General features: G+C 74.4%; 17 protein-coding genes. 6 read left to right on the top strand and 11 right to left on the bottom strand.

The features are described from left to right. Positions 1 to 7: 7 nt before the first annotated feature. A complete protein-coding gene (locus tag O7611_RS05770; protein ID WP_269696329.1) occupies positions 8 to 1,255 on the top strand; it encodes a bifunctional pyridoxamine 5'-phosphate oxidase family protein/GNAT family N-acetyltransferase in 1,248 nt (415 codons plus the stop codon). After that, the gene (gene leuE, locus O7611_RS05765) at positions 1,252 to 1,914 is read left to right on the top strand and encodes a leucine efflux protein LeuE (RefSeq protein WP_269696328.1); all 663 of its coding nucleotides are present in this window, start codon (positions 1,252 to 1,254) and stop codon (positions 1,912 to 1,914) included. Before O7611_RS05770 ends, leuE begins: the two co-directional genes overlap by 4 nt. A gap of 13 nt (positions 1,915 to 1,927) precedes the next feature. Here leuE and O7611_RS05760 read toward each other — a convergent pair whose 3' ends face one another. The 10 genes from O7611_RS05760 to O7611_RS05715 all read right to left on the bottom strand — a co-directional run bounded on the left by O7611_RS05760 (position 1,928) and on the right by O7611_RS05715 (position 12,172). Further along, positions 1,928 to 2,857 (bottom strand): sporulation protein, encoded by a 930-nt coding sequence (locus O7611_RS05760; protein ID WP_269696327.1) that lies wholly within the window; start codon positions 2,855 to 2,857, stop codon positions 1,928 to 1,930. A 101-nt stretch (positions 2,858 to 2,958) separates the two neighbouring features. Next, a complete protein-coding gene (locus tag O7611_RS05755) occupies positions 2,959 to 4,023 on the bottom strand; it encodes a hemolysin family protein (RefSeq protein ID WP_194802956.1) in 1,065 nt (354 codons plus the stop codon). Then, entirely contained in the window at positions 4,020 to 5,375 is a 1,356-nt protein-coding gene (locus O7611_RS05750; RefSeq protein WP_194802955.1) for a hemolysin family protein, read from the bottom strand. The genes O7611_RS05755 and O7611_RS05750 overlap by 4 nt, the downstream gene beginning before the upstream one ends. A 163-nt stretch (positions 5,376 to 5,538) precedes the next feature. Next, the gene (gene mnhG, locus O7611_RS05745) at positions 5,539 to 5,874 is read right to left on the bottom strand and encodes a monovalent cation/H(+) antiporter subunit G (RefSeq protein WP_194802954.1); all 336 of its coding nucleotides are present in this window, start codon (positions 5,872 to 5,874) and stop codon (positions 5,539 to 5,541) included. Continuing rightward, on the bottom strand, positions 5,871 to 6,134 hold the full coding sequence (locus O7611_RS05740; RefSeq protein WP_194802953.1) for a monovalent cation/H+ antiporter complex subunit F: 264 nt from the start codon (positions 6,132 to 6,134) through the stop codon (positions 5,871 to 5,873). Before O7611_RS05740 ends, mnhG begins: the two co-directional genes overlap by 4 nt. Then, on the bottom strand, positions 6,131 to 6,781 hold the full coding sequence (locus O7611_RS05735; RefSeq protein WP_194802952.1) for a Na+/H+ antiporter subunit E: 651 nt from the start codon (positions 6,779 to 6,781) through the stop codon (positions 6,131 to 6,133). The genes O7611_RS05740 and O7611_RS05735 overlap by 4 nt, the downstream gene beginning before the upstream one ends. After that, a complete protein-coding gene (locus O7611_RS05730; RefSeq protein WP_194802951.1) occupies positions 6,778 to 8,283 on the bottom strand; it encodes a Na+/H+ antiporter subunit D in 1,506 nt (501 codons plus the stop codon). The genes O7611_RS05735 and O7611_RS05730 overlap by 4 nt, the downstream gene beginning before the upstream one ends. Beyond that, positions 8,280 to 8,762, bottom strand: coding sequence for a Na(+)/H(+) antiporter subunit C (locus O7611_RS05725; protein ID WP_269696326.1), 483 nt, complete (start codon positions 8,760 to 8,762; stop codon positions 8,280 to 8,282). The genes O7611_RS05730 and O7611_RS05725 overlap by 4 nt, the downstream gene beginning before the upstream one ends. Next, positions 8,759 to 11,593, bottom strand: coding sequence for a Na+/H+ antiporter subunit A (locus tag O7611_RS05720; RefSeq protein WP_269696325.1), 2,835 nt, complete (start codon positions 11,591 to 11,593; stop codon positions 8,759 to 8,761). The genes O7611_RS05725 and O7611_RS05720 overlap by 4 nt, the downstream gene beginning before the upstream one ends. A 255-nt stretch (positions 11,594 to 11,848) precedes the next feature. Next, positions 11,849 to 12,172: a hypothetical protein gene (locus tag O7611_RS05715; protein WP_194802948.1), complete on the bottom strand. Its 324-nt coding sequence runs from the start codon at positions 12,170 to 12,172 to the stop codon at positions 11,849 to 11,851. Positions 12,173 to 12,360: 188 nt separating this feature from the next. Between O7611_RS05715 and O7611_RS05710 the strand changes: the two genes are divergently transcribed. Genes O7611_RS05710 through O7611_RS05700 form a run of 3 tightly spaced genes read left to right on the top strand, consistent with a single transcriptional unit; the run spans position 12,361 to position 18,537 of the window. Continuing rightward, complete coding sequence (locus O7611_RS05710) at positions 12,361 to 17,136, top strand: Lhr family helicase (RefSeq protein WP_442929386.1); 4,776 nt, start codon at positions 12,361 to 12,363, stop codon at positions 17,134 to 17,136. Between the two features lie 40 nt (positions 17,137 to 17,176). Beyond that, positions 17,177 to 17,680 (top strand): GNAT family N-acetyltransferase, encoded by a 504-nt coding sequence (locus tag O7611_RS05705; RefSeq protein WP_194802946.1) that lies wholly within the window; start codon positions 17,177 to 17,179, stop codon positions 17,678 to 17,680. Next, a complete protein-coding gene (locus O7611_RS05700; RefSeq protein ID WP_269696323.1) occupies positions 17,677 to 18,537 on the top strand; it encodes an SAM hydrolase/SAM-dependent halogenase family protein in 861 nt (286 codons plus the stop codon). The genes O7611_RS05705 and O7611_RS05700 overlap by 4 nt, the downstream gene beginning before the upstream one ends. A gap of 159 nt (positions 18,538 to 18,696) precedes the next feature. Here the strand turns inward: O7611_RS05700 and O7611_RS05695 are convergent, their stop codons facing one another. Beyond that, positions 18,697 to 19,947 carry a hypothetical protein gene (locus O7611_RS05695; protein WP_269696322.1) on the bottom strand — a complete coding sequence of 417 codons (1,251 nt, stop codon included), beginning with the start codon at positions 19,945 to 19,947 and terminating at the stop codon, positions 18,697 to 18,699. Between the two features lie 109 nt (positions 19,948 to 20,056). Here O7611_RS05695 and O7611_RS05690 point away from each other — a divergent pair, with 109 nt between their 5' ends. Further along, the gene (locus tag O7611_RS05690) at positions 20,057 to 20,878 is read left to right on the top strand and encodes an Fpg/Nei family DNA glycosylase (RefSeq protein WP_194802944.1); all 822 of its coding nucleotides are present in this window, start codon (positions 20,057 to 20,059) and stop codon (positions 20,876 to 20,878) included. Positions 20,879 to 20,980 lie beyond the last annotated feature (102 nt).

Raw genomic sequence — 20,980 nt, 5'->3', positions numbered from 1 at the left:
ATGTCACGTGTACGCCCCGACCGAACGCACCACTGCCACCCGCACCCGCGACCGGATGCACTACGACCGGGCCACCGCGCACGCGCTGCTCGACGAGGCGTACCACTGCGCGCTGTCGTTCACCGTGAACGGCGAGCCGCGCGTCCTGCCGACCCTGCACGTCCGCATCGGCGAGACGCTCTACCTGCACGGATCCACCGGCAGCCGGCCGCTGCTGGCCGCCCGGGGCGAGGCCGGGCTGCCGGTCTGCGTCGCCGTCACCCACCTCGACGGGCTGGTCTACGCCCGCTCCCAGTTCCACCACAGCGCCAACTACCGGTCGGTGGTGGCCCACGGCACCGCCCGGCTGGTCGAGGATGCCGGCGAGAAGGCCGCGGTGATGACCGCGCTGGTGGAGAAGGTGGCCGCCGGCCGCTCCGCCGACAGCCGCCCGCCGAACCGGCGCGAACTGGCCGAGACGGCCGTGCTGGCGCTGCCGCTGCGGGAGGTGTCGGTACGGCTGCGCACCGGCGGCGTCAACGACGAGCCGGCCGACGAGACCCTGCCGTACTGGGCCGGTGTGGTGCCGCTGCGCCTCACGCCGGGCCGGCCCGAACCCGCTCCCGGGGTGAACGCGCCGGTGCCGGCGTACCTGCGGGCGGCCCGCTCGCCGTGGCACGAACCGGCCGTGCTGCGCGGCGAGCACGTCGTGCTGGAGCCGCTCGACCCCGCCCACGCCGACGAGCTGTACGCCGCCACCGCCGACCCGGAGGTGTGGCGGCATCTGGGCGTTACGCAGCCCGCCGACGCCGCCGAGATGCGCGACGTGATCGCCGCCTACCTGGACGCGCAGGAGCGCGGCGAGCAGGTGTGCTGGGTGCAGCGCTGCGCCGTCACCGGCGCGGTGATCGGCACGACCTCCTACTACGAGATCGACCCGGTCCGCCGGGCCCTGGCGATCGGCTACACCTGGCTGGGCCGCCCCTGGTGGCGTACCGGCGTCAACACCGAGGCCAAGCTGCTGCTGCTGGGCCGGGCCTTCGACGACCTGGACGCGGTACGGGTCGTGTGGCACACGGACATCCGCAACGACCGCTCGCAGCGGGCGATCGAACGGCTCGGCGCCAGCCGGGAGGGCGTGCTGCGGCAGCACCGGCAGCGCGCCGACGGCTCCTGGCGGGACACCGTGCAGTACTCGATGCTCGCGCAGGAGTGGCCGAACGCACAGGTCAGCCTGCGGGAAAGGCTTCGCCCGACGGCGGGCGCGGCGTCATGATGTCCGGCGTGCTGGGGATCACCGACATCTGGACGTACGTGCTGGGCACCGTGGCGATCGTGCTGCTGCCCGGCCCGAACTCGCTGTTCGTGCTGGCCACCGCCGCCCGCCGGGGCGTGGCCACCGGTTACCGGGCCGCCGCCGGGGTGTTCGTCGGCGACGCGGTGCTGATGGTGCTCTCCGCCGCCGGGGTGGCCTCGCTGCTCCAGGCGTATCCCCCGCTCTACCTGGTGATCAAGTACGCCGGCGCGGCGTACCTCGGGTATCTGGGGCTGGCCATGCTGCGCGGCGCGTGGCGGCGCTGGCGCGACCGCAACGACCCGGCCACGCCGCGCCTGATCGACGAGGTGGAGCCGGCGGAACAGCGGGAGCCGTTCCGGAAGGCGCTGGTGATCAGCCTGCTCAACCCCAAGGCGATCCTGTTCTTCGTCTCGTTCTTCATCCAGTTCGTCGACCCCGGGTACGCGTGGCCGGCGCTGTCGTTCCTGCTGCTCGGGGTGATCGCCCAGGTCGCCAGCGCGCTCTACCTGACCGTGCTGATCTTCACCGGCACGTACCTGGCGGCGCAGTTCCGGCAGCGCCGGCGGCTCGCCGCGAGCGGCACGACTGCCGTCGCGGTGCTGTTCCTCGGCTTCAGCCTGAAGCTCGCCGCCGGCTGACCGGCGGCGCCGGTCAGGTGCCGTCGCCGCCTCCGCCGCCACCGCCGATGCCCGCGCCGCCGGCCGTACCCCCGAGCCCGTAACCCGGCGCGACCGGACGGTCGGGCGGGCGGCTGACGTGCGCCGACTCGCGGATCGTGGCCGACCAGTCGGCGTGCGCGGCGGCGGCCGCGTGCCTGTCGATGGCGTGCCGCAGCCAGCCGTCCACAGTGGCCACCCAGTCACGCTTGTCGGCACCGGCGTGCCAGACCCGGAACCGGCTGATGCTCTGGTGGGTGATCCCGGCCAGGGAGAGCCGCCGGTCCAGCCAGAGCAGCACCTCCATGCCGGCCGAGTCGGTCAGCATGATCATTTCGAGTTCGGTCATCGGGCCGGCGTAGAGCGGGGCGGCCCAGAAGCCGTACCACTGCTGGAACGGCAACGTCTGCTCCACCCCCGGCAGCCGTCCCTCGCGCAGCCCGGCCTGCCGGATCGCGAAGCCGAGCGTGTCCAGCGCGGCGAGCACGTGCTCCTGGGAGGGCAGCGGGTGGATCAGCACCGGCACCATCGCGCCCTGGTCCACCTCCGGGTCCACCGACACCTCGGTACGCAGCCCGGTACGCAGGCTCAGCAGCGGCACCCCGCCGTACGTGGTCACCGGCGACTCCCACGGCAGCGGCACGGCGAACTCGACGGCCCGCCGCCGTCCGGCCGGCACCACGAACCGTCCCGCGATCGTCCACGTCCGGAGCTGCACCAGGCGGCGCGGCGCCTCCGGGTCCTCCGGTTCGACCTGGGTGACCAGGCCGAGCCGGATGTGCCGGACCGGCACGTCCGACCCGCCGGCGCTGAGCGTCACCCGGCCCGGCAGGCGCAGGCCCGGCCGGGTGCTCGGGTTGGGCAGCGTGGTGCTCACCGAGAGCCCGGTCCAGGCGGAGTCCCGCGACACGCCGGTCAACCGCATGCCGCAGCTTTCCCGCTGCCCGCCCGGCCATGCCCCGCCGGAACCACGCCGGCCCGGCGAAGTGGTCTCCCACCTCGCCGGGCCGGTACGGATCACGACGGTCAGCGCATCCGGCGGCCTCGCGGCACCGGATCGGTCTCGTCGTCGAACTCGCCGATGACCTCCTCCAGGAGGTCCTCCAGCGCGACGAACCCGATCGGCCGGGTCGGCCCGCCACCGTTGCTCACCAGCGCGAGCTGCGCCTGCCGCGCCCGCATGGCGGCCACCGCCTCGGTCACCGACGCCTCGGCCGGCAGCGTGAAGGCACTGGTCATCAGCTCCTCCGCGGTCGCCGGGCGGCCGGTGGTGACGGCGCGCACCGCCTCGCGTACGTGTACCAGGCCGCACACCTCACCACCGCTGTCGACCACGGCGAGCCGGGACCGGCCGCTGTCGCGGGAGACGTGCTCGATCCGCTCGGCGGTCTCGCTCCGGCCCACCGTGACGATCCGGTCGAACGGCTCCATCACCTGGGCGACCGTGGTGCCCTGGAGTTCCAGCATGCTGGTCAGCAGCTGGTGCTGCTCGGCGCCGAGCAGCCCGTGCTCCCGGGACTGCTCCAGCAGGATGCGCAGCTCGTCCGGGCCGTGCACCTGGGCGAGCTGGTCCTGCTGCTGCACCCCGAACAGGCGCAGCATCGCGTTCGCGAGCCCGTTGAGCAGGGACAGCACCGGCCGGGCGATCCGGGCGAACGCCCGGAACGGCAGCGCCAGCAGCATCGCCGACCGCTCCGCGTCGGTGATCGCCCACGACTTCGGGGCCATCTCACCGACCACCAGGTGCAGGAAGGTCACGAGCGACAGCGCGAACACCAGCGCCACCACATGACTGACCGCCTCGGGCAGGCCGACCGCGTGCAGCAGCGGGCTGAGCAGGTGCTCGATGGCCGGTTCGGCCAGCGCGCCCAGACCCAGCGTGCACAGCGTGATGCCGAGCTGCGCGCCGGCCAGCATCAGGCTCAGCTCGCGGACGCCGTCCAGCGCCGCGCGGGCCGCCCGGCCGCCACCGGCGGCCGCCTGTTCGAGCCGGTACCGCTTGGACGCGACGAGCGCGAACTCGGCGGCCACGAAGAACCCGTTGAGCGCCAGCAGCACCACGGAGAAGAACAACGCGAATCCGGGGCTCATGCGGAACCCTCCCCGGACACCGAGGCGGCGGGCCGAAGCCGCACCGAGTCGGCCACGTGCCGGTCAACCGCCAGCACCTCGACCAGCACCCGCGGGCCGCCGGCCGGCTCGTCGCCGTCCGTGGCGACCGGGATCTCCAGCCGGTCACCGACCTCGGGCACCCGGCCCAGCTCCCGCATCACCAGGCCGGAGAGCGTGTCGTACTCGGGCGCCTCGGGCAGCTCGATGCCGGTGCTGTCGGCGACCTCGTCGATGCGCCAGCGCGCCGGGACCACCCAGGAGCCGTCCTCCTGCCGGGCCGCGGCCCGGTCCGGCGGGTCGTCCTCGTCGCGGATCGGCCCGACCAGTTCCTCGGCCAGGTCCTCCAGCGTGATCACGCCGGCGAAGCCGCCGTACTCGTCGACCACGCAGGCGAGCTGCCGGTGCCCGGACCGCAGGCGGTCCAGCACCGTCGGCAGCGGCAGCGTCTCGGGCACCAGCAACGGGGGTACGGCCACCGCGTCGACCCGGGTGGTCGCGCGCTGCGCCGGCGGCACCCCGAGCACGTCGGCGATGCCGACCACGCCCACCAGGTCGTCGACGCCCTCGGCGCCGCTGACCGGGAACCGGGAGTGGCCGGTGTCCAGCAGCTCGACGATCCGGCTGACCGGCTCGTCGGCCCGGATGGTGTGCACGTCGACGCGCGGCACCATCGCCTCCCCGGCGGTCAGCTCCCGGAAGTCCAGACCCCGGTCCAGCAGGTCGGACATCTCGGCGTCGAGGTGCCCCTCCTCCCGGGACTCGGCGATGATCTGTTCCAGGTCCTGCGGGGTGGCGCCGCTGGGCAGCTCCTCGATCGGCTCGATGCCGATGCGGCGGAGCAGCCGTACGGCGGCCCGGTCGAACAGCGTGATCAGCGGACCGGCGATCTTCAGGTAGATCAGGGTGGACCGGGACAGCGCCCGGGCGAGCGGTTCGGCCCGCGCGATGGCCAGGTTCTTCGGGGCCAGCTCACCCAGGACCATCTGCACCACGGTGGCGATGACCAGGGCGAGGGCCACCGACAACGGCAGCGTGACCGAGCTGGACAGCCCGGCCAGGCCGAGCAGGTCGGCCAGCCCGGCGCCGAGGAACGGCTCGGCGACGTAACCGACGAGCAGGGCGGTCACGGTGATGCCGAGCTGGGCGCCGGACAGCATGAAGGAGAGCCGCGCGGTCACCTCCAGGGCCCGGGCCGCGGCACGGTCGCCACCGTCGGCGAGCTGCTTGAGCTTGCCCCGGTCCACGGCGACGTAACCGAACTCCTGGGCCACGAAGTAACCGGTGGCGGCGGTGAGGACGGTGATGAGAAGGAGACCGACGAGGATCAACACGGGAGGTTCAGGGCTCCCGGGGTCGTCGGGGAGGGAATTCGCCGGGTATTACCCGGCCGGCTACTGCTGCCCTCCGGGGCAGGAGAGTCGATCATGCGGCCCATTTTATCGGTACCCGCTGGACGTTCGCTGAGGGTGCCGGGAAGCCTCCCGCACGTCCGGTTCAGCGTCCGGCCAGCTCGTCGGCGTCCAGCAGCGTCCGGTCGACCCGCCCGGAGCGGTACGCGGCCCGGCCGATCATCTGCGCGGCCACCGGCGCGGTCGAGAGCTGGAAGATCGCCACCAGGACCAGCATGCCCAGGTCCGAGGGGGTACGCAGACGCAGCGCCAGCCCGGCCAGCAGCAGCAGGACGCCCAGCACCTGCGGCTTGGTGGCCGCGTGCATCCGGTCCAGCACGTCCGGGAAGCGCACCAGCCCGATGCCGGCGACCAGGGCCAGCACCGCACCGGCCAGCAGCAGCACCCCACCCACCCAGTCCGCGACCGCGCCGGCACTCATGATTCGGCCCGGACCGCGAAGCGCACCAGCGACACCGACCCGATGAAGCCGAGCAGCGAGAGCACCACCAGCACGGGCAGCGTGGTGGCGTGCCGGTTCACGGCGGCCTCCGCCCCCACCGCGGCGAGCATCGCCGACAGCAGCAGGTCGGCGCCGACGATCCGGTCGAGCAGGGACGGGCCCCGGTAGATCCGGGCCAGGGCGAGCAGCGCGGTGGCCGAGAGCAGCACGGTCAACGCGACGGCGAGCAGGACTGTCACGGGTGGTTCCTCCGTTCGGCGGGTTCGAGGTCGAGCCGGCGTACCTCGTCGGGAGATCCGATGGCGCGGACGATGCGCCGTTCGACGGCGAGCACGCGCTCGCGGCTGCCGGTGATGTCCTCGGGTCCGCGCACGTCGAGCACGTGCACGTAGAGCACGCCCGCCGCCCGGTCGACGTCGAGGATCAGCGTGCCCGGCACCAGCGAGATCACCTCGGCGGTGAGCGCCAGGTTGAGGTCGGTGCGCACGCGCAGCGGCACGGCGATGATCGCGCCGCGCGGGCGGTAGCCGAAGCGCAGCGCCACGGCTGCCACGTGCACGCTGGCGCTGACCAGCTCCGCGACGAACGTCGCCGCGAACACCAGCAGCGCGCGGGGGCGTACCCGGCCGCCGAACGTGACCGGCGGCAGCGGGAAGAACAGCAGCACCGCCACGCCGACCACCAGCCCGGAGGCCAGGTTGCCCCAGGACACGTCGCCCCACAGCAGCATCCAGGCGACGACCAGCCAGCCGAGCGCGACCGCCTGGTCCCGCCGCCGCCCGCCCCGGCCGACGGTCGGCGTCGGCGCGTCCGGGGCGGGCGTCGCACGGGACACGCCGGCGGGCTCACCGGTCGCGCCCCCGCCCGGGGGCAGGTCGTCGGTCACGGCACGTCCCGGGGCAGGACCGCCCGCACGTACGGGGTGCGCTCGCGCAGGTCGGTGGCCGCGTCGGCGGTGACCTGGAACAGCGGCCCGGCCACCAGCGTGAACAGCACGCCCAGCGCCACCAGGGCGGTGGTCGCCCCGACCATCAGCCCGGGCAGCCGGGCCGGCGGGGTGGTGGTGGCGAGCCGGGGCTCCCGCCAGAATGCGATGTTCCACACCCGGGAGGCCGCATAGAGCGTGAGCAGGCTGGTCAGGGTGCCCGCCGCGACCAGCACGGCGGGCAGCGTCCCGCCCGCTGCGACGCCCGCCTGGAGCAGGCCGAGCTTGCCGAGGAAGCCGGAGAACGGCGGGATGCCGGCGAGGTTCATCGCGGGGACGAAGAAGAGCACGCCGAGCATCGGCGCGATCCGTGCCAGGCCACCGATCCGGCGCAGGTCGGTGCTGCCGGCGCGTTCCTCGACCAGGCCGGCGACAAGGAACAACGTGGTCTGGATGGTGATGTGGTGCACCACGTAGAAGATCGCCCCGGACAGGCCGGCGACGCTGCTCAGCGCCACCCCGAAGATCATGTAGCCGATGTGGCTGACCAGCGTGAAGGACAGCAGCCGCTTCAGGTCCGACTGGGCCACCGCGCCGAGGATGCCGACCACCATCGTCAGCCCGGCCACCACCATCAGCAGCGTGGCGACCTGGCCGCCGGGGAACAGCAGCGTCTCGGTGCGGATGATCGCGTACACGCCGACCTTGGTGAGCAGGCCGGCGAAGACCGCCGTCACCGGCGCGGGCGCGGTCGGGTAGCTGTCCGGCAACCACGCCGACAGCGGGAACACCGCCGCCTTGATCCCGAACGCGAGCAGCAGCGTCAGTTGCAGGGTCAGGCGTACGCCCGACGGCAGCGCGTCCAGCCGGCCGGCGAGCTGCGCCATGTTCAGCGTGCCGGTGGCCGCGTACACCAGCCCGACGGCGGACAGGAACAGCAGCGACGACAGGATGCTGACCACCACGTACGTCGACCCGGTCCGCAACCGCACCTCGGTGCCGCCCAGCGTGATCAGCACGAAGCTCGCGGCCAGCAGGATCTCGAAGCCGACGAACAGGTTGAACAGGTCCCCGGCCAGGAAGGCGTTCGTCACGCCCGCGGTGAGCACCAGGTACGTGGGGTGGTAGATGTTCACCGGCGCGGTCTCCCCGGTCTCCCCCCGGCCCTGGCCGATCGAGTAGAGCAGGACGCACAGCGTCACCGCCGAGGAGACGAGCACCATCAGCGCCGCCAGCTGGTCCGCCACCAGCACGATGCCCACCGGCGCCGGCCAGCCGCCCACCTGCACCACCACCGGTCCGAACCGGTACGCCTGCACCAGCAGCACCGCCGCCACCACCAGGACGCTGGACAGGCAGAGCACGCTGATCGACCGTTGCAGGCGGGGCCGGCCGGACAGCACGAGGGTGAGCGCCGCGCCGAGCAGCGGCACCACCACCGGCAGCGGGACGAGGGCGCTCATGGGTTCTCCCCGTCTCGGTGCAACCGGCGGCGCGCCGGCTCCGGGTCGACCTGTTCCGGATCTTCGTCCGGGCCCTCGCCGCCGAGGTCCGCGGTGGACACCTCGTTGCTCTCGGCGAGCCGGACGATCTGCCGGTCCTCCAGGTCGTCCTGCACCTCGTCGTCGCCGCTGGTGTACCAGCTCCGGTACGCGACGGCGAGCAGGAACGCGGTCAGCCCGAACGTGATCACCACGGCGGTGAGCACCATGGCCTGCGGCAGCGCGTCGCTCATCTCCCGCTGCGAGGCGGTACCGACCAGCGGAGCGGCGCCGGACCGCCCGCCCAGCAGGATGAGCAGGTTCACGCCGTTGCCGAGCAGGATGATGCCGAGCAGGATCCGGGTCAGGCTGCGTTCCAGCAGCAGCGTGACACCGGCGGCGACGAGCACCGCGACCGCCAGCACCAGCACCAGCGTCGGCCCGGCCGCCCCGCGCGTCATGACTGGCCCTCGCGCTGGACGACCAGGCCGTGCCCCGCCTCGCCCGCCGCCTCCACGTGCCGGTCCACCTCGGCGCCCAGGCTGCGCAGGATGTCCAGCACCAGCCCGACCACCACCAGGTAGACGCCGATGTCGAAGAACAGCGACGTGACCAGGTAGAAGTCACCGACCACCGGCAGCCACAGGTTGACCTTGATGCTCTGGAGCACCTCGCCGGTGAGCGCCAGGCCGAGCACGCCGCTGCCGACCGAGATGCCCAGACCCGCGCCGAGCACCGTGCCGGCCCCGACCGGCGCCGCCTCGGCCAGCTCGTACCGGCCGCCGGCCAGGTACCGCAGGGCCAGCGCGAGGCCGGCCACGAGCCCGCCGGCGAAGCCGCCGCCGGGGGCGTTGTGCCCGGAGAAGAGCAGGAACAGCGAGAAGATCAGGACGGTGTGGAAGATCAGCCGGGTGACCACCTCGAACACGATCGACCGCCGCCGTTCCGGCAGCGTCTGCCCACCGCGCAGCCACACCGTGCGCCGGTCGCCGGCGCGCAGTGCGGCCGGTGGGGGACGGCGGGGACGCGGCCCGGTGCGGGACCGCTCGTAGATCAGGCTGGCCACGCCGGTCGCGGTGACCACGAGCACCGAGATCTCCCCCATCGTGTCCCAGGCGCGGATGTCGACGAGCGTCACGTTGACGACGTTGCGGCCGTACCCCTCGATCAGGGCCAGGTCCGGGAAGTCGGCGGAGATCGACGGCGCCCGCCGCGCCCCGGCCGCGGCCAGCGCCAGACCGGCCATCACCACACCGGTGGCGATCCCGATGCCGCGGCGGACCCAGCGGCTGCGGCGCAGCGGACGGGCCGAGAACCGCTCCGGCAGCCGACGCAGCACCAGCACGAACACGGCGATCGTCGCGGTCTCCACCAGGAACTGGGTCAGTGCCACGTCCGGCGCGCCGTAGAGGACGAACATCATCGCGGTGCCGTAGCCGGTCACGCCGACGAGCAGCATCGCGGTGAGCCGGCGGCGCGCGCCGACCGCGAGCAGCGCGGCCACCGCGATCACCACACAGACCACGAGCTGGGCCGGGTTGTCCCAGGTCGCCAGGTCGACCCGCCACGGCGCGGTCGCGATCATCGCCCCGCCCGGCACGAACACCAGCACGAGCAGCACGGTGCCGAGGTACTGCGGCAGGGACCCGCGCTGGGTGGCGCCGGTGACCTCGATGGCGAGCCGGTCGAAGGCGTGCGTCACCCACTCGTACCCCTGGTTGCCGCCCACCGGCGAGCGCAGCCGGGCCAGCGCGGGCGCCAGCGGGCCGCGGACCAGGTGCAGCACCACACCGCCGGCCAGCACGAGGGCGGACAGGCCGAGCGCCGCCGTGGGTCCGTGCCAGAGCGCCAGGTGCTCCTCGACCGGCCCGAACAGCTCGGCGTACGGCTCGAACAGGCCGCTCAGCCACCCGGCCGCCGGACCGGCGGCGAGCCCGGCCACGGCGAGCAGCGCCGGGGGTACGAGCATCGCGGCGGGCGGGCGGGCCAGCTCGGTGTCCGGCGTGCCGGGCCGGGTGCCGAACGCGCCCCAGAGGAACCGGATGCTGTACGCGACGGTGAGCGCGCTGCCCACCACCAGCACGGTCAGCACCAGCGGCTCACCGGTGAACGCGGCGAGCGCCGCCTCCTTCCCGACGAACCCGAGCAGCGGCGGCACCCCGGCCATCGAGGCGGCGGCCAGCGTGGCGACGACGGCCAGCACCGGCGCGGTCCGCCTGACCCCGGACAGCTCCCGCAGGTCACGGGTGCCGGCCTCGTGGTCGACGATGCCGACGACCAGGAACAGCGCCGCCTTGAACAGGGCGTGCGCCGCCAGCATCGCCACACCGGCCAGCGCCGCCTTCGGGGTGCCCGCGCCGAACACGACGGTGAGCAGGCCGAGCTGGCTGACCGTCCCGTATGCCAGCAGCAGCTTCAGGTCGGTCTGCCGCAGCGCCGCCCACCCGCCGATCACGAGCGTGACCAGCCCGGCGACCACGGTGACCGGCCGCCACCAGTCGACCGGGGCGAGCACCGGGCCGAGCAGTCCGATGAGGAAGATGCCGGCCTTCACCATCGCCGCCGCGTGCAGGTACGCGCTCACCGGCGTCGGCGCGGCCATCGCCACCGGCAGCCAGGCGTTGAACGGGAACACCGCGGACTTCGCCAGCGCCCCGGCGAGGATCAGCAGCACCGCGACGACCAGGTACCCGCCGCCGGGTAGCGGCGCCGAGGCCACCGCCGACCACCGGTAGCCGCCGGCGTGGTGGCCGAGCAGCAGGAACCCGACGAGCATGGCGAGCCCGCCCAGCGTGGTCACTGTCAACGCCTGCGCGGCGGCCCACCGGCTGGACCGACGCTCGGTGCTGTGCCCGATGAGCAGGTACGAGAAGACTGTGGTCAGTTCCCAGAAGACGTAGAGCAGCAGCAGGTCGTCGGAGACGACGAGGCCGAGCATCGCCCCGGCGAAGGCGACCATGACGGCGGCGAACCGGGCCAGCCCGAGGGACCCGGGCGGGAAGTAGCGGGCGGAGTAGACCAGCACGAACGCGCCGACGCCGCCGACGAGCAGCAGCATCAGCCAGGACAGCGTCGTGACGCGCAGCGCCACGTCGAGCTGGAGCTGGGAGATCCACTGGTACGTCTCGACCACTTCGCCGCCGTCGCGTACCGCTCCGGTGTGCGCCGCCGCCCAGACCGCTGTGGCGGCAGGGGCGAGCGCGAGCAGCAGGCAGGCGCGCGGACCCCACCGGCGGACCAGCAGCGGGGCGAGCAGCGCCGCCACCAGGTGCACGATCAGCAGGACGAGCACGCGTACTCCCGGTCGAGGTGACAGCGCGCAGAACACGCTGGTGTCACAACCGATCACACGCCACAGAGGCACCGAACCGGGCCGTTTTCCCCAAAACCCACCCTTACCTCCACCCGGCCTTCCCGGCCGTCCCGGCCTTCCCGGGCTCCCGGGCGGTGATCAAGGAGTTTGCGGCGGGATCGGGCGCGCTCCCGGACACGAACTCCTTGATCACCGGGGCGGCGGGAGGGCGGAAGGGCGGGGTGCGGCGAGGGGTCAGGGGGTGGGGTTGGGGGTGGCCAGCTGGCGGGCGGCGCGGTCGACGGCGCGCTGGGCGGCGGCCAGGGAGCGCAGCGGCAGCCGGGCGTCGCGGGTCTCCCGGCGCTGGACGAAGTAGTGCACGGCGGCCCGGACCCGGGCGCGGTCGGCGGCGCTGGACCGGGCGGTCGCCAGGATCATCTCGCGCAGCCGCGCGGCCAGTTCCTCGGCCAGCTCGAGATCGGGGCCGTGCAGCGCGGCGCGGAGCGCGGCCAGTCGACTGTCGACCTTGCGGATGAGCACGTCGGTTCCGGAGCCCAGACCTCGGTCCTCGACGGTCATCCATGCCTCCACCCCAGCCGCATCGCGAGTGAAGTTACTTTATGTTGCAGCCCACAAGCAAGCAGTTAAGTAAGACTTAACGGAACAATCGCCCATTCCATTTTTCGGCTGCCGCGCGCGGGACGGAACGGTCCGGCGGCGGGCCGGTTGTCACACCCGCGCGGCAGGATGGGTGCGTGGCGGACGAGGTGACCAGGCCAGACGGGTCAGGCAGGCCAGACGGGTCAGGCAGGTCGGGCGGGGTGCTGGCGGAGTTCGGCGCGGCGACCCGGGAGTGGTTCACCGCGGCGTTCGCCGCGCCCACCCCGGCCCAGGAGGGCGCCTGGCGCTCGGTCGCCGCCGCCCGCAACGCGCTCGTCGTCGCGCCGACCGGCTCCGGAAAGACGCTCGCGGCGTTCCTCTGGTCGCTCGACCGGCTCGCCAAGGAGCCGCCGCCGGCCGATCCCCGGCGCCGCTGCCGGGTGCTCTACGTCAGTCCGCTCAAGGCGCTCGCCGTCGACGTGGAACGCAACCTGCGCGCCCCGCTCACCGGCATCCGCCAGGCCGCCTCCCGGCTCGGACTGGTCCCGCCGGACGTCACCGTCGGGATGCGTACCGGCGACACCCCCGCCGACGAGCGCCGGGCCTTCGCCCGCACCCCGCCGGACATCCTCATCACCACGCCCGAGTCGCTGTTCCTGCTGCTCACCTCCGCCGCCCGCGACTCGCTGCGCGGCGTCGACACGGTGATCGTGGACGAGGTGCACGCCGTCGCCGGCACCAAGCGCGGGGCCCACCTGGCGCTGTCCCTGGAACGGCTGGACGCGCTGCTGGAGCGGCCCGCGCAGCGGATCGGGCTGTCCGCCACCGTCCGGCCGATCGACGTGTGCGCCCGCTTCCTCGGCGGCGCGCGCCCGGTCGACGTGGTGCAGCCGCCGTCGAACAAGACCATCGAGGTCAGCGTCCAGGTCCCAGTGGAGGACATGACCCGCCTCGACGAGCAGGAGCCGCCCGAGGACGACCTGGGCGGCCTCGCGCCCCGCCGCCCCTCCATCTGGCCGGCGGTCGAGGAACGCGTGTTCGCGCTGATCCGCGCGCACCGGTCCACGATCGTGTTCACCAACTCCCGGCGCAGCGCCGAGCGCCTCTGCGCCCGCCTCAACGAGCTCGCCGCCGAGGAGGTCGAGGCGGCGTCCGCACCGGACGGCAGCCGCGTGGCCCGGGGCGGGGAGCCGGTGCGCGTATCCGATCTGTTGCCCGGCGCCGACGGCCCGCCGGCCGGCGACGAGGCCGGGCTCGACGACGCCGACGGGCTCGGCCCGGTGTCCGGCGGCGGGCGGGACGACGGGAGCCGGGCCCGGCGCGGGGCGGAGGCGTTCGGCGGGCCGGTGGGGCCGGTGCGTGCGCCGCGGCAGCCGGCGGAGGTGATGGCGCAGGCCGGCGCGGCGGCCGGGGCGCCGGCGGTGATCGCGCGGGCGCACCACGGCAGCGTGTCCCGGGAAGAGCGCAAGCAGATCGAGGAGGCGCTCAAGTCCGGCCGGCTGCCCGCCGTGGTCGCCACGTCCAGCCTCGAGCTGGGCATCGACATGGGCGCCGTCGACCTGGTGGTGCAGATCGAGGCGCCGCCGAGCGTGGCGGCCGGGCTGCAGCGGGTCGGGCGGGCCGGGCACCAGGTCGGCGCGGTCTCGCGCGGCGTCGTCTTCCCCAAGCACCGGGGCGACCTGCTCTCCTGCACGGTGGTGGCCGAGCGGATGGGCGCCGGGGCGATCGAGGAGTTGCACTACCCGCGCAATCCGCTCGACGTGCTGGCCCAGCAGATCGTCGCGATGGTGGCGCTGGAGCCGTGGCGGCTCGGCGACCTCGCGGTGCTGGTCCGGCGCGCGGCGCCGTTCGCGGAGCTGCCCGACTCGGCGCTGCACGCGGTGCTCGACATGCTCTCCGGGCGCTACCCGTCCACCGCGTTCGCCGAGCTTCGGCCGCGCCTGGTCTGGGACCGCGCCACCGACGTGCTGACCGGCCGGCCCGGGGCGCAGCGGCTCGCCGTGACCAGCGGCGGCACCATCCCCGACCGGGGCCTGTTCGGCGTGTTCCTGGCCGGTGCCGAGCGGGCCGCGCGGGTCGGTGAGCTGGACGAGGAGATGGTCTACGAGTCCCGGGTCGGTGACGTGTTCCTGCTCGGCTCGTCGTCCTGGCGGATCGAGGAGATCACCCCCGACCGGGTGCTGGTCTCCCCCGCACCCGGGCAGGCGGCCCGGATGCCGTTCTGGAAGGGCGACCAGCTCGGCCGCCCGGTGGAGCTGGGGCGGGCGATCGGCGCCCGGGTCCGGGCGCTGCTGCGGCAGTCCGACGCCGACGCGGTCGCGGCGCTGCGGGCCGGCGGGCTCGACGACTGGGCCGCCGGCAACCTGATGAGCTACCTGCGCGAGCAGAAGGCGGCCACCCGGTCGCTGCCGGACGACCGGACGGTGGTGGTCGAGCGGTTCCGCGACGAGCTGGGTGACTGGCGGCTCGCCGTGCACTCGGTGCTCGGCGCCCGGGTCAACGGGCCGTGGGCGCTGGCCATCGGCCGCCGGCTGGCCGAGCGGTACGGCGTGGACGCCCAGGTCATGCCCTCCGACGACGGCATCGTGGTGCGCCTGCCGGACACCGCCGAGACGCCGCCCGGTGCCGACGTGGTCGTCTTCGAGCCGGACGAGATCGCCCAGCTCGTCGAGGAGTCGGTGGGCACGTCGGCGCTGTTCGCGTCCCGGTTCCGGGAGTGCGCGGCCCGGTCGCTGCTGCTGCCCCGGCGTGACCCCCGGCGGCGGCAGCCGCTGTGGCAGCAACGCCAGCGTGCCGCGCAACTGCTCGACGTGGCCCGCGAGTACGCCGACTTCCCGGTCACGCTGGAAGCGGCCCGCGAGTGCCTCCAGGACGTCTTCGACCAGCCCGCCCTCGGCGAGCTGATGCGCGACCTGGCCGCCCGCAAGGTACGCCTGGTCGAGGTGGAGTCCGAACGCCCGTCGCCGTTCGCCAGGTCGCTGCTGTTCGGGTACGTGGGCGCGTTCCTCTACGAGGGCGACGCCCCGCTGGCCGAGCGGCGGGCCGCCGCACTGGCGCTCGACTCCGGGCTGCTCGGCGAGCTGCTGGGCCGGGTCGACCTGCGGGAGCTGCTCGACCCGGACGTGCTCGCCGAAACCGCCCGTCAGCTGCGCTGGCTCACCGAGCAGCGACGCCCCCGCGACCCGGAGGACGTGGTCGAGCTGCTGCGCGTGGTCGGTGACCTGAGCAGCGCCGAGCTGGCCGAGCGGGGTGTGCCGGAGTCCTGGCCGGAGGAGCTGGCCGCGGCCCGGCGGGTGCTGCGCGTCCGCATCGCCGGCGAGGACCGCTGGGTGGTCGTCGAGGACGCCGCCCGGCTGCGCGACGCGCTCGGGGTGGCGCTGCCCGTCGGGGTCGCCGAGGCGTACCTCGCGCCGGTGGCCGATCCGCTCACCGACCTGGTCGCCCGGTACGCCCGTACGCACGGTCCGTTCGCGGCCGCCACCTGCGCGGCCCGGTTCGGGCTCGGCGTGTTCGTGGTGGAGCAGGCGCTGCGCCGGCTGGCCGCGAACGGCCGGGTGGTCTCCGGCGAGTTCGCGCCGGACAGTGTGGGCACCCAGTGGTGCGACGCGGAGGTGCTGCGCCTGCTGCGCCGCCGCTCGCTGGCCGCCCTGCGCCGGGAGATCGAGCCGGTGCCGCCGCGCGCGCTCGCCGCGTTCCTGCCCCGCTGGCAGCAGGTCGGCTCGTCGGCCCGGGGCGTCGAGGCGGTCGCCGCCACGGTCGAGCAGTTGCAGGGCGTGAGCGTGCCGGCGTCCGCGCTGGAACGCCTGGTGCTGCCCGCCCGGGTCGCCGACTACTCCCCCGCCCAGCTCGACGAGCTGTGCGCCAGCGGCGAGGTGGTGTGGGCCGGCGCGGGTGCGATCTCCGGCGGCGACGGGTGGGTGACGCTCGCGTACGCCGACGTGGCGCCGCTGCTGCTTCCGCCGCCGGACGAGGCGCTGACGCTGACCCCGCTGCACGAGTCGGTGCTCGACGCGCTCGCGGACGGGCAGGCGCTGTTCTTCCGCTCGCTCTCCGACCGGGTCGGCGCCACCGACGACGCCGCCCTGTCCGGCGCGGTGTGGGATCTGGTCTGGGCCGGTCACCTCACCAACGACACGCTCGCCCCGCTGCGGGCCGCGCTCGGCGCGGGCGGGGCGCACCGCTCCCGGCCGTCGGCACCGCGCACCCGCTACCGGCGGCCGGGCCGGGTTGCGCTGCCCAGCCGTGGCGGTCCGCCCACGATGGCCGGTCGCTGGTCCCGGCTGCCCGAACGCGACATCGACCCCACCCGCCGGGCCGCCGCCCTCGCCGATCTGCTGCTGGAACGGCACGGCGTGGTGACCCGGGGCGCGGTCGTCGCCGAGCAGGTCACCGGCGGCTTCGCCGGGGTCTACCCGGTGCTGTCCGCGATGGAGGAACGCGGGGCGGCCCGGCGCGGCTACTTCGTCGAAGGGCTCGGCGCGGCGCAGTTCGCGGTGCCCGGCGCGGTGGACCGCATCCGGGCGCTCGCCGACGACTCCCAGGGCCGGGGCGGGCCGACAGTGGTGCTCGCCGCGACCGACCCGGCGAACCCGTACGGCGCGGCACTGCCCTGGCCGGAACGCGTTGTCGACTCCGGCGACGGCGCGGCACCGGCCACCGGCCACCGGGCCGGGCGCAAGGCGGGCGCGCTTGTCGTGCTCGTCGGCGGTGACCTGGTGCTCTACGTGGAGCGGGGCGGCCGGACGATCCTGTCCTTCACCGACGACACCGACACGCTCGGCGCGGCCGGCAAGGCGCTCGCCGACGCGGTGCACTCCGGTGCGCTCGGCGCGATCTCGGTGGAACGCGCCGACGGCGAGGCCGTGAACGCGTCCCCGCTGCGCGACGCGCTGACCGCCGCCGGTTTCCGCGCCACCCCGCGCGGGCTGCGTCTGCGCGGCTGACCGCCCGGAGTTCCGGGGAGCGGGCACGTAGGGTGTGCCGGTGGCCTCGATCCGGGTACGAAAGGCGCGCGACGAGGACCGCGCGGCGCTGGCGACGTTGCACGAGCGGGAGTGGGGCGGGCCGATCGTGGTGGTCCACGACACCCGCTACGACCTGAGTGACCTGCCCACGCTGGTGGCGGTCGACGACAGCGGCGGGTTCGCCGGGGCGCTGGCGTACCGGGTCGACGCCGATGGGCTGGAGGTGGTGAGCCTGGCCGCGTCGGCACCGGGCAACGGCGCGGGCACCGCCCTGCTGGCCGCCGCCGACGAGGCGGCCCGGGCGGCCGGGGCGGACCGGATCTGGCTGGTCACCACCAACGACAACCTGGGTGCGCTGCGCTTCTACCAGCGCCGAGGGCTGCGCATCGTCGCGGTGGACGCGGGCGCGGTGGACCGGGCCCGCGCCGTCAAGCCGACCATCCCGCAGATCGGTGTGGACGGGATCCCGCTGCACGACGAGCTGCGCCTGAGCCGGCACCTGACCGTGGCGGACCAGCGATGAGCGGCCCGGACGAACGCGCCCCGGCCGCCGCCGGCCAGGACCGCGCGACACCGGACGGCACGCGGCCGGCGGCCGGCAGTCCGCTCTGTGTCTCGCTGACCACCGACTACGGGCTCTTCGACGGGTTCGTGGCGGCGTGCCACGGAGTGCTGGCCCGGCTCGCCCCGACCGTCCGGGTGATCGACGTGACGCACCTGATCCCGCCGGCCGACGTACGCCGGGGCGCGGCGGTACTCGCGCAGACGGTGCCGTACCTACCGTGGGGCGTGCACGTGGCGGTGGTCGACCCGGGTGTCGGCACGACGCGGCGCGGGATCGCGCTCGCCGCGCCCGGCGGGCTGCTCGTCGGGCCCGACAACGGCTTGCTGATCCCGGCCGCGGAGGCGCTCGGCGGGGTGACCGAGGCGGTGGAGCTGACCAACCCGGACTGGCTCGGCCCGGTCGTCTCCCGCACGTTCCACGGGCGGGACGTGTTCGCGCCGGTGGCCGCCCGGCTGGCACTCGGCGCACCACTGGCCGAGGCGGGACCGGCGGTGGACCCGGGCACGCTGGTCCGGCTGCCGGAGCCGGTGGTACGCGCCGAGCCCGGCGGCCTCACCGCCGAGGTGCTGACAGTCGACCACTTCGGCAACGTCCAGCTCGCCGCGCCGGGCACGCTGCTCGACGGCCTGCCGTCCCGGGTCCTGGTTAACGGCCACGAGGCGGTCCACGGCCGCACCTTCGGCGACGCCGAACCCGGCACCCTGGTGGTCTACGTCGACTCGGCCGGCCTGGTGGCCGCAGCGGTCAACACCGGCCGAGCCGCCGACACCCTCACCGCCACCCCAGGCGCCCTGGTAACCATCACCCACCCCTGACCGCTCTCCTCCCTCCCCGACCGCCCCCGCCCCCGCCCCCGCCCCCGCCCCCGCGATCTTGCAGTTGGTGCCCCGGCATAAGGAACAAATGCCCCCAGCGCAGGGCCGAAACTGCAAGATCGCGGAGGAGAGGCGAGGGAGGGAGGGTGGGAGGGAGGGTCAGCAGCGGGGGACTGTGCCGCCGTAGATCGAGGACAGGTACGCGTGGCTGACGTAGTTGCCGCCCACCAGGCGGTACCACCTCGTCGTCGTGCGGTACGTGCCGACGATCCGCTGCCCGGTCACGTAGCACTGCACCGGCACGTGGGCGTACGTGGCGGCCAGCCCTCGGCTCGCGTACGAGGTGCTCGCCCCGGCGCGCAGGTTCAGCGGCCCGGAACCGACCACGGCCCGAGCCCCGCCGCCGGTCCACAACAGCGTCACGTCCACCCACGCGTTGTCGGTGAGCCGCAGCCCGTCCCAGAACGTCCCGTCGGCCAGGTCCAGCCCGGCCGGGTTGCGGACGGTACGGCCGAACTGGTCGCGCCCGCCGTTGTAGCCGTTCTGGTACGCCGCCTGCGCCTCCGGCAACCCGCGCGGCAGGTCCTTCCAGTTCTCCCGGACCGACGCCGGGTTCCACCAGTCGTCGCGGGTGTTCCACGGGCCGACGTCCCAGACCGGGGCGTACTCGCAGCGGCTGCCGCTCGTCGTGCAGACCTTGACCGTGTAGTCGCCGGTGTTTCGCGGGGACAGGCCGCGCCGGGTGGGCAGCGCCGCGAAGTGGTCCCGGGTACGCACCGTGTGCCCGTTGGCGGTGATGCCGCCGACCAGGCCGATCCGGGTCGCGTACACCCGGTACTTGAGCGCGGCGGCCGGCTGGACCGCCGTGGTGGCGACCGAGTCGGCGGCGAGCGTCAGCCCGGTGACGGTGGCCTCCGACGCGGAGTCGCTGGTGGTCAGCACCAGGCGCGCCTGGACCCGGCTGACCGGCTGGTCGAACACCGCCTCGGTGGCGTCGCGCCACTCGGTCCAACCGCGGGCACGCCAGCCGCGTACCTGGGCCATCGCCGTACCCCCGTCGCCGGTGCGGGCGGCGAGCTGTGCGCGTACCCGGGTCGCGGGCCGGTCCAGGGCGCGCGGCGCGGAGAGCAGGATGCCCTCGGCGACCGGTCCGGCGACGGCGGCCGGGCGGGTGCGGGCGGTGGGCCGTGGGTCGGCCAGCCGCAGGCGGCCGGACCGCCAGGCGACGTTGACGTCGTCGCCGCCGGCGACGGCGAGGTCGACGGACCAGCGTTCGGGGCCGGGCGCGGTGGTGCGGGACGGTACGGCGGCAGGTGGGAGCGCGGCCGGCGCGGGCGTGCCGGGCAGTCCGGCGGCCACGGTGAGCAGGGCGGTCAGGGCGACGACGGTACGACGTCGTAGATGTGCCATCAGCATTCTCCTCAGAACCCCCTGATCGTTGCGTTTCCGCAGATCAAGTGGAACCTCAGTACAAATAGCGACACATGCGAATTCTGCTCGGCCGGGGGACAATGGCCGGGTGCCCGAAGGCGACACCGTCTGGAACACCGCGCGCGTCCTGCAACGCGCGCTGGCCGGGGCCCGGCTCACCGGGTCCGACTTCCGCGTGCCCCAGCTCGCCACCACCGACCTGACCGGCTGGACCGTGCGCGAGTCGGCGAGCCGGGGCAAGCACCTGCTGCTGCGCCTGACCGGCATCGACGCCGAGCCGTGGACGCTGCACTCGCACCTGCGGATGGACGGTGCCTGGCGGGCGTACGCCCCGGGTGAGCGCTGGAGCGGTCGGCCGGCACACCTGATCCGGGTGGTGCTGCACTCTCCCGCCGCTGTCGCCGTCGGCTACCACCTGCACGAGCTGGCGCTGGTGCCGACGGCCGAGGAGGAGTCGCTCGTCGGCCACCTCGGCCCGGACCTGCTCGGGCCGGACTGGGACACCGACGAGGCGGTCCGCCGGCTCGCGGCCAACCCGGACCGCACCATCGGTGAGGCGCTGCTCGACCAGCGCAACCTGGCCGGGGTGGGCAACCTCTACAAGTGCGAGGTGCTGTTCCTGCGCGGCGTGTCGCCGTGGACGCCGGTCGGCGCGGTGCCGGACCTACCAGGCACCGTCGCACTGGCCCAGCGGCTGCTCGCGGCCAACCGTGGCCGCTGGACGCAGAGCACCACCGGCGTGCTGCACCGGGGTGGCACCAGCTACGTGTACGGCCGCCGGGCCCAGCCGTGCCGCCGCTGCGGGACCGCCGTCCGCAAGGAGGAACTGGGCGAACGGGTCACCTACTGGTGCCCCGCCTGCCAGCCAGACGTGGAACTTCCACGAAACGCCCAAGATCGGCCGAGATAGGGACGATTGGGTACTTCCGCCTCACCCCTGTGACGTCGCATGCTGCGGTGGACCGCTCACGGATCGTCAGCAGCGCGTACGCCCGCCACGCCGGGGTGTCGG

Source organism: Micromonospora sp. WMMC273 (assembly GCF_027460285.1).
Taxonomy (GTDB): domain Bacteria; phylum Actinomycetota; class Actinomycetes; order Mycobacteriales; family Micromonosporaceae; genus Micromonospora; species Micromonospora aurantiaca.
Note: the sequence above shows the minus strand (reverse complement) of the source record. Positions and strands in the feature narration are given on the sequence as shown.

Excerpts from the sequence above, each read along its gene's own strand:
- leuE (WP_269696328.1), top strand. The coding sequence starts at position 1,252 with ATGATGTCCGGCGTGCTGGGGATCACCGACATCTGGACGTACGTGCTG.
- O7611_RS05760 (WP_269696327.1), bottom strand. The coding sequence starts at position 2,857 with ATGCGGTTGACCGGCGTGTCGCGGGACTCCGCCTGGACCGGGCTCTCG.
- O7611_RS05755 (WP_194802956.1), bottom strand. The coding sequence starts at position 4,023 with ATGAGCCCCGGATTCGCGTTGTTCTTCTCCGTGGTGCTGCTGGCGCTC.
- mnhG (WP_194802954.1), bottom strand. The coding sequence starts at position 5,874 with ATGAGTGCCGGCGCGGTCGCGGACTGGGTGGGTGGGGTGCTGCTGCTG.
- O7611_RS05730 (WP_194802951.1), bottom strand. The coding sequence starts at position 8,283 with ATGAGCGCCCTCGTCCCGCTGCCGGTGGTGGTGCCGCTGCTCGGCGCG.
- O7611_RS05725 (WP_269696326.1), bottom strand. The coding sequence starts at position 8,762 with ATGACGCGCGGGGCGGCCGGGCCGACGCTGGTGCTGGTGCTGGCGGTC.
- O7611_RS05715 (WP_194802948.1), bottom strand. The coding sequence starts at position 12,172 with ATGACCGTCGAGGACCGAGGTCTGGGCTCCGGAACCGACGTGCTCATC.
- O7611_RS05700 (WP_269696323.1), top strand. The coding sequence starts at position 17,677 with ATGAGCGGCCCGGACGAACGCGCCCCGGCCGCCGCCGGCCAGGACCGC.
- O7611_RS05695 (WP_269696322.1), bottom strand. The coding sequence starts at position 19,947 with ATGGCACATCTACGACGTCGTACCGTCGTCGCCCTGACCGCCCTGCTC.